This is a genomic window from Streptomyces sp. NPDC001493 (assembly GCF_053597235.1).
This window is the reverse complement of the sequence record NZ_JBSFHV010000020.1, coordinates 163,445-170,404: the sequence shown is the minus strand read 5'-3', so window position 1 is coordinate 170,404 and position 6,960 is coordinate 163,445. Positions and strand designations below refer to the sequence as shown.

Genomic DNA, 6,960 nt, shown 5'->3' with positions numbered 1-6,960 from the left:
CGCTTGAGGAGCTGCCCGGGGTCGGAGACCAGCGCCGTCACCAGCAGCCCGATTCCGGCGCGCGGCGGTCCGCCGCGCGACCGGGCCGGTGCGTCACTTCTTGTTCTGGGTGAAGCGCAGCATGTTGCCGGACGGGTCGCGGAAGGCGCAGTCGCGGACGCCGTACGGCTGGTCGAGCGGCTCCTGGAGCACCTCGCCGCCCGCTTCGCGGATGCGCTCGAAGGTGGCGTCGACGTCGTCGGTCGAGAAGATGACCCCGCGCAGCAGGCCCTTCGCGAGCAGTTCCGCCACGGCCTGCCGGTCGGCGGCCGAGGCGCCCGGGTCCGCCAGCGGTGGCTCCAGCACGATGTTCACGTCCGGCTGCGCGGGGGAGCCGACGGTCACCCAGCGCATCCCCTCGAACCCGACGTCGTTGCGGACTTCGAGCCCGAGCACGTCACGGTAGAAGGGGAGCGCCTTGTCGTGGTCGTCGACGGCGATGAAGCACTGGGAAAGGTTGATGTCCATGCGTTTCACGCTACGGGCGGCGTCATCGATCCGCTTCTCCATTCCTGACCGGTCTGGTCCGGATCTTCGCGACGCAGGCGGGGACGGCCGCGCCCGCCTCGTGGGGGCGGGCCCGGTAGGCGCTCGGGCTCTCGCCGACCAGTTCGGTGAAGCGCGAGCTGAACGACCCCAGCGAGGTACAGCCGACCTCGAAGCAGACCTCCGTGACCGACAGGTCGCCCCGCCGCAGCAGCGCCTTCGCCCGCTCGATCCGGCGGGTCATGAGGTAGTTGTACGGGGTCTCCCCGTAGGCGGCCTTGAAGCTGCGGGAGAAGTGGCCCGCCGACATCAGGGCGGTACGGGCCAGCGCGGGGACGTCCAGCGGCTCGGCGTACTCGCGATCCATCCGGTCGCGGGCCCTGCGCAGTCTGCGGAGGTCTTCCAACGACGTCATCCGGCCACCTTCGCACAAGGTCCACCGGTCGCGCCCAAACCTTCACGAGATCCGGATGGCCTGAAAGCGGCCCCAGGGGATGATCGAGGGGATCCGGGGTATGAACCGGGCTCGGGACGGTCCACGCACGGAGGAGCCCCCCGGCGGACCTGACACCGCCGGGGGGCTCCTCCCTCGTCTCCGGCCCGCACGCCGCAGACGCGTACCGGGTCGGCGCACCGGGTCAGCGCACGGAGTTAGCGCACGGGGTCAGCGCACGGAGAAGTCGTACTCCGTCGTCGAGACGTACTCCTCGCCCGGCCGCAGCACCGTGCTCGGGAAGTCCGGCCGGTTCGGCGAGTCCGGGAAGTGCTGGGTCTCCAGCGCGATCCCGGCGGACGGCACGAACGGGCCGTCGCCGAGGTGGTCGGCGGTGTAGAGCTGGATGCCCGGCTCGGTCGTACGTACCGTCAGCGCCCGCCCGGACCCGGCGTCGTACAGCTCGGCGGCGACCTCGGCGAGCTCGCCCGGGGTGTCCAGCACGTAGTTGTGGTCGTACCCCGGGCCCACCGGCTTCGCCCGGCGGAAGTCGAACCGGGTGCCGTCCACGGGAGCGAGCTCGCCGGTCGGCAGCGAGGCGGCGTCCACCGGGGTGATCCGGCCGGCCGTGATCCGCAGCTCGTGCCCGAGCGCGCTGCCGGTGCCCGCGCCCGCCAGATTCCAGTAGGTGTGGTTGGTGAGGTTCACGACGGTCGGCGCGTCGGTCGTCGCCCGGTAGCCGATCCGCAGCGTCCCGCCCGGCTCCAGCGTGTACGTCACCGAGACCGCGAGCCGCCCGGGGAAGCCCTCCTCGCCGTCCTCGGCGACGAGGCGCAGTTCCACGCCGCCGTCCACCTCGCGGGCGTCCCAGACCCGCTTGTCGAAGCCGCGCGCCCCGCCGTGCAGCTGGTTGGGGCCCTCGTTGGCGGTCAGCCGGTGGGTGCGGCCGTCGAGCGTGAAGGAGGCGCCGCCGATGCGGTTCGCGTACCGCCCGCAGACCGCGCCGAAGAAGGGCGAGGCGTACGTCGTGTACCCGGCGAGGTCCGGCAGTCCGAGGACGACCTCCCCGGCCGTCCCGTCCCGGTCCGGCACCTCGACGGACTGCACGATCGCGCCGTACGTCAGCAGACGCACCCGGGTCCCGTCGCGTTCCAGGGTCCAGCGCTCCACGGACGTGCCGTCCGGGAGGGTGCCGAACGCTTCGCTGCTGATCGTCGTCGCACTCGTACTCATGATCGGACTTTACGCTGGTGGGGCGGGTGCCGTGACATTGCGGTAGGCGATCTCCGCCAGCCGGGCCTGACCGTCGCGCCCCGGGTGGAACCAGTCCCACGGGCTGAGTTGGGTGCCGGTGAACGGATAGTCGTAGACCGCGTCGCCGTCGTACCGGCAGAGGTCGTCCTCGGCGCACACCTCGCGCAGCACCTTGTTGTACTCCACCACCCGCGCGCGCACGGCGGCCCGCCGGGCGGTGGCGGCCGTGCCCATGTCGTCGGCGTCGGCCAGCATCGACTTGCAGATCCCGAGCTTCCACACCTGCTTGCCCAGCGGGCTGCGGCGCCCGGTCGACCAGAGCCGCCACAGGTCCGGCACGCTCGCCACGTACACCTGCGCCTCCGGGACGGCCGCCCGCAGCTGCCGCAGCGAGAGGTCGAAGGAGAACCGGAAGTCCTCGACCGGCGTCATGGAGGCCACCGATCCCCGGCAGGCGTCGTTGGCGCCGATCATCACCGTCACCAGCTCCGGCCGCTCCCGCGCCGCCTCGGCCATCTGCTCCGGCAACTGGGCGATCCGGGCCCCCGACACGGCGTGGTTCCAGCTGTGCGCCGCCACCTCGGAGGGGCCGAGGAGCCGGGCGGCGAGACTGCGCACCGCGCTGTCCGTCCCGGTGGCCCAGGAGACCTCGGGGCAGTCGGCCAGCACCGAACAGGCGTCGAACCCCCGCGTCATCGAATCGCCGACCGCCGCGACCGAGCCCGGGTGACGGTTCCACACCGGACCGGCGGGCGCGGCGGCGGAGGCGTGACCCGCACCCTTCGGCGCGCTCTTCGCGCCCCCGTCCGCTCCGCCGGAACAGCCGGCCAGCACGAGTGCGCCGGCGCACGCCCATGCCGCCAAACCGGTGACGGTGGTACGTGAACGGTGACCCGACCGCATGCGCTCCGGCATCCTCAACCCTCCGTCTTCCCTGGCCTATGCCCCTGGTCATGGCCCCTGGCACACCTGGTGCGTGCAGGCGTGCGCCGGGCGCGCTCCGCCGGGTGAAAGCAGGCGGACGAGGGGCTCGGGACCGACCGTACGTCACACGTCCGGCCCCGGCGCACGGTAGCTTTTTCCCGGAGAACAGTGACGCCCGCCCACCCGCGCTCCCGCACGGGAGGTCCGGTAAGTTACCTCACGTCACATACTGTCCGTTTTCTGGAGATTATCTCCCGATGCTGTTTACTGATGACAACCTCGGGAGCCGGCCGGGAACAGGCGGTACGGGCGCGAGGCCGCTGGGGAAGGCGTACCTCGTCCCACACGGGAGGTTCCGGTGACGACACGTGGAGTCCTGTACGTACACTCCGCACCGCGCGCGCTCTGTCCGCACATCGAATGGGCGGTCGCGGGCGTGCTGGGGGTGCGGGTCCAGTTGGACTGGATCAGACAGCCGGCCGCGCCCGGCACCTGGCGGTCCGAGTTCTCCTGGCGGGGCCGCGCCGGCACCGCCTCGGAGCTCGCCTCCGCCCTGCGCGGCTGGGACCTCCTCCGCTTCGAGGTGACCGCCGAGCCGTGTGCCACGGCCGAGGGCGAGCGCTACAGCTCCACCCCCACGCTCGGCATCTTCCACGCCGTCACCGGCATGAACGGCGACATCCTCGTCCCCGAGGACCGGCTGCGGGCCGCCCTGACGCGCTCCCTGCGCGGCGAGTCGGACCTGGAGGCGGAGGTCGCCGGGCTCATCGGCAAACCCTGGGACGACGAGCTGGAGTCCTTCCGGCACGCGGGCGAGGGTGCCCCGGTCCGCTGGCTGCACCAGGTGGTCTGAGGCACGGGCGCGCCCAAGAGCCCTCGTGCCGTCGGGAGTTCCGTTCCGCATGGTGAATCACCGGCGACCGGGGAACGCGGCTTCACTACGCTGCGCACGCATGACCTTCCACGAGGTGCGCGGCGCCACCCTCCACCACGACGACATCGGCCCCCGCGACGGAATACCCGTCGTCCTGATCCACGGCCACCCCTTCGACCGCTCGCTCTGGGCCCCGCAGACAGCCGCCCTGGCGGTGGCCGGGTACCGGGCGATCACCCCGGACCTGCGCGGCTACGGCGCGAGCGGGGTGACCGAGGGGACGGTGTACCTCTCCGACTTCGCCGACGACCTCGCCGCGCTCCTGGACCATCTGGGCCTCGCGGACGCGGTCGTCGGCGGTGTCTCGATGGGCGGTCAGATCGCCCTGGAGTTCCGCCGGCTCCACCCGGCGCGGGTCCGCGCCCTGGTCCTCTCCGACACCTCGGCGCCGCCGGAGACCGAGGACGGCAGGGCGTACCGGAACACGCTCGCCGACCGGCTGCTCGCCGAGGGCATGGACGGGTACGCCGCCGAGGTCATCGACAAGATGCTCGCGGAGTACAACGTCACCGCCCTGCCCGAGGTCGCGGACCGGGTGCTGACGATGATGCGGACCACCGACCCGCGCGGCGCCGCCGCCGCGCTCCGGGGCCGCGCCGAACGCCCCGACCTCCGGCCCGTACTGGCCGCGACCGACGTCCCCGTACTCGTCGTGGTCGGTGCGGACGACGTGTACACCCCGCCCGCCGACGCCGAGGAGCTCCGCCGCCACGCCCCGCACGCGCGGCTCGAAGTGATCGAGGGCGCCGGCCACCTGCCGGGCGTCGAGCAGCCCGAGCGGTTCAACGCCGTCCTGCTCGACTTCCTGGGCACGCAGGTGGCGGACGCACGGTGACCGGCCCGCACCCCCTGCTCGGCCTCTTCCTGGCAGCCGCCGAGGGACGCTTCCCGCCGGTCGACGGCAAGGTGACCGTGGTTCCGCCGCTGCCGGGCGGGCTGGAGTGTTCCGTCGCGTTCACCGGCCACGCGGTCGTCGCCACCGCCCTGCCCGCCGACGAGATCCTGGCCGCCGGGCCGGACGGCTTCGGCGCCTCGCTCGCGCCGGACTTCCTGCGGCTGCTGGCGGGCCCCCGGGGCACGGTCGGCGTCACCGACGCCACCCTCACCGCAGCCGGCAGGGGCGGCCCGCCGCGCCTCGGCCGCCTGGACGGGTACGACGACCACCCCCGCGTCCTCCACGCCCGCCACCTCCGCCGGAACGTGACGGTGTACGGGGACGGGCGCGGCCTGATCACCCTCGCCGACGGGCTCGCGGGCCGCACGGAGCTCAGCATCGAGCTGCACGACCCGGACGCCCCCGTTCCGGCGGCCCACCCGGGGCGCGGCCGGAGCCTGCTGGCCGACGCCCTCACCCTCGTACCGCCCGGCAGTCCCGTCTTCGCCGCCGTCGCCCCCGGCAACGCCCGCTCCCTGCGCGGCTTCCTCGCCGCCGGGTTCGTACCGATCGGCAGCGAGGCGATCGTCGAACCCGGGCGGGTGTGAGGTCCCGGACCGGACACGCCGATGCCCGCCTCCCCGGAGAACCGGGGGGCGGGCATCACCGTACGGAACGATCCGCAAGGACCGGACCGAACCGTACGGACCGAGCAGAAACGATCAGACGCTGCGGAACGCCAGGACCACGTTGTGGCCGCCGAAACCGAAGGAGTTGTTGATCGCGGCGATCGAACCCTCCGGCAGCGGCTGCGGCTTGTCGCGGACGATGTTCGCCGTCACGTCGTCGTCGAGGTTCTCGATGTTGATGGTCGGCGGGGCCATCCGGTGGTGCAGCGCGAGGACCGTGGCCACGGTCTCGATGCCGCCCGCCCCACCGAGCAGGTGACCCGTCATCGACTTGGTCGCGGAGATCGCGACGTGGTCGAGGTCGTCGCCCAGGACCGCGCTCAGCGCCTTCAGCTCGGCCACGTCGCCCTGCGGCGTGGACGTGGCGTGCGCGTTGAGGTGGACGACCTCGGACGGCTTGAGGTCCGTGGTCTCCAGCAGGTTGCGCATCGCGGCGGCGATGCCCCGGCCGGTCGGCTCGGGCTGCGCGATGTGGTGGGCGTCGGCCGACAGACCCTGGCCCAGCACCTCGCAGTAGACCTTGGCGCCGCGCGCGGCGGCGTGCTCGGCCGACTCCAGGATCACGACGCCCGCGCCCTCGCCGAGGACGAAGCCGTCACGGCCCGTGTCGTACGGACGCGAGGCCTTCTGGGGCTCGTCGTTGTTCTTGGACATCGCCATCATGTTGGCGAAGGCCGCGATGGGCAGCGGGTGGATGGCCGCCTCGGTACCACCGGCGACGACCACGTCGGCACGGCCGGTACGGATCATCTCGACGGCGTACCCGATGGCCTCGGCACCCGAAGCACACGCGGAGACCGGGGTGTGGACACCGGCCTGGGCGTTGACCTCGAGGCCGACGTTGGCCGACGGGCCGTTCGGCATGAGCATGGGAACGGTGTGCGGGGAGACGCGGCGTACGCCCTTCTCCTTCAGCACGTCGTACTGGTCGAGCAGCGTGATCACACCACCGATGCCGGAGGCGATGACCGTGCCCAGCCGCTCGGGCTGGATCTTGTCGTCCTCACCGGCCTTGCCGGTGAAGCCGGCGTCCGCCCACGCCTCGCGGGCCGCGATCAGCGCGAACTGGGCCGAGCGGTCCAGCTTGCGGGCGAGCGGGCGGGGCAGTACCTCGCCCGGGTCCACCGCGGCCAGCGCGGCGATCCGGACGGGCAGTTCGGCGAAGCGCTCGCCCTCGAGAGGCTTGACGCCGGAGCGGCCGGCCATCAACCCTTCCCAGGTCGATGCGGAGTCGCCACCCAGCGGAGTGGTTGCGCCGATACCGGTGACGACCACGGTGCGATTGGTCGAGTTCACTGGAAAATCTTCTCCACGTGTAGAGGGTCGT

General features: G+C 72.5%; 8 protein-coding genes. 3 read left to right on the top strand and 5 right to left on the bottom strand.

Annotation, left to right across the window (positions count from 1 at the left end; genetic code table 11):
- Window positions 1–93: 93 nt before the first annotated feature.
- The 4 genes from ACWCWD_RS26655 to ACWCWD_RS26640 form a co-directional block, all read right to left on the bottom strand.
- Window positions 94–507 carry a VOC family protein gene (locus ACWCWD_RS26655; protein ID WP_327175605.1) on the bottom strand — a complete coding sequence of 138 codons (414 nt, stop codon included), beginning with the start codon at window positions 505–507 and terminating at the stop codon, window positions 94–96.
- Between the two features lie 22 nt (window positions 508–529).
- Window positions 530–940: a helix-turn-helix transcriptional regulator gene (locus ACWCWD_RS26650; protein WP_450776380.1), complete on the bottom strand. Its 411-nt coding sequence runs from the start codon at window positions 938–940 to the stop codon at window positions 530–532.
- Window positions 941–1,189: 249 nt separating this feature from the next.
- Window positions 1,190–2,191 (bottom strand): aldose epimerase family protein, encoded by a 1,002-nt coding sequence (locus ACWCWD_RS26645; protein ID WP_450776378.1) that lies wholly within the window; start codon window positions 2,189–2,191, stop codon window positions 1,190–1,192.
- Window positions 2,192–2,200: 9 nt separating this feature from the next.
- A complete protein-coding gene (locus tag ACWCWD_RS26640; protein WP_450776376.1) occupies window positions 2,201–3,127 on the bottom strand; it encodes a GDSL-type esterase/lipase family protein in 927 nt (308 codons plus the stop codon).
- 367 nt (window positions 3,128–3,494) lie between these two features.
- On the opposite strand from ACWCWD_RS26640, the gene ACWCWD_RS26635 reads away from it, so the two are divergent.
- From ACWCWD_RS26635 to ACWCWD_RS26625, 3 genes are all read left to right on the top strand, one after another.
- Entirely contained in the window at window positions 3,495–3,989 is a 495-nt protein-coding gene (locus ACWCWD_RS26635; RefSeq protein WP_450776374.1) for a DUF3145 domain-containing protein, read from the top strand.
- Window positions 3,990–4,089: 100 nt separating this feature from the next.
- Window positions 4,090–4,905, top strand: coding sequence for an alpha/beta fold hydrolase (locus ACWCWD_RS26630; RefSeq protein ID WP_450776373.1), 816 nt, complete (start codon window positions 4,090–4,092; stop codon window positions 4,903–4,905).
- A complete protein-coding gene (locus tag ACWCWD_RS26625) occupies window positions 4,902–5,552 on the top strand; it encodes a hypothetical protein (RefSeq protein WP_450776371.1) in 651 nt (216 codons plus the stop codon). Before ACWCWD_RS26630 ends, ACWCWD_RS26625 begins: the two co-directional genes overlap by 4 nt.
- A gap of 114 nt (window positions 5,553–5,666) precedes the next feature.
- Here the strand turns inward: ACWCWD_RS26625 and fabF are convergent, their stop codons facing one another.
- Window positions 5,667–6,929, bottom strand: a complete 1,263-nt coding sequence (gene fabF, locus ACWCWD_RS26620; RefSeq protein ID WP_386888362.1) for a beta-ketoacyl-ACP synthase II — start codon at window positions 6,927–6,929, stop codon at window positions 5,667–5,669.
- Window positions 6,930–6,960: the final 31 nt, after the last annotated feature.

Coding starts and splice junctions, on each gene's coding strand:
- ACWCWD_RS26645 (WP_450776378.1), bottom strand. CDS start 2,191: ATGAGTACGAGTGCGACGACGATCAGCAGCGAAGCGTTCGGCACCCTC.
- ACWCWD_RS26650 (WP_450776380.1), bottom strand. CDS start 940: ATGACGTCGTTGGAAGACCTCCGCAGACTGCGCAGGGCCCGCGACCGG.
- ACWCWD_RS26630 (WP_450776373.1), top strand. CDS start 4,090: ATGACCTTCCACGAGGTGCGCGGCGCCACCCTCCACCACGACGACATC.
- ACWCWD_RS26655 (WP_327175605.1), bottom strand. CDS start 507: ATGGACATCAACCTTTCCCAGTGCTTCATCGCCGTCGACGACCACGAC.
- ACWCWD_RS26640 (WP_450776376.1), bottom strand. CDS start 3,127: ATGCCGGAGCGCATGCGGTCGGGTCACCGTTCACGTACCACCGTCACC.